Annotated in this window: 1 protein-coding gene; it reads left to right on the top strand. The window is 55.8% G+C overall.

Annotated elements, in window-relative coordinates:
* Positions 1-36: 36 nt before the first annotated feature.
* On the top strand, positions 37-249 hold a 213-nt coding region (locus tag AF337_RS35335; RefSeq protein ID WP_244471378.1), incomplete at its 3' end, for a hypothetical protein.

Here is a 249-nt window from a genome sequence, read left to right as displayed (position 1 = left end):
GAACTGGCATCGACAAAAGAGTCGTTCGAAACAGGAATGAGCGCGGAGCAGGCTGCTTTCGACAAGGCATCTGCGGAACAAGAGACACAGGATCTGGCCCGTCAGTGGGCTATTCTGCGGCTCGCCTCAAAACTGCTATCGACGTCTTTGGAACGCTACAGAGAGTCACAGGCAGATCCGCTGCTCGCGCGGGCAAGCGAGTACTTCTCCACTTTGACGAACGGCTCCTTTGTTCGCTTGGTGCAGGAA

This window comes from Rhizobium ecuadorense (assembly GCF_001187535.1).
GTDB lineage: Bacteria > Pseudomonadota > Alphaproteobacteria > Rhizobiales > Rhizobiaceae > Rhizobium > Rhizobium ecuadorense.
The sequence above is the reverse complement of the archived record's forward strand: the minus strand, read 5'-3'. Positions and strand labels throughout refer to the sequence as shown.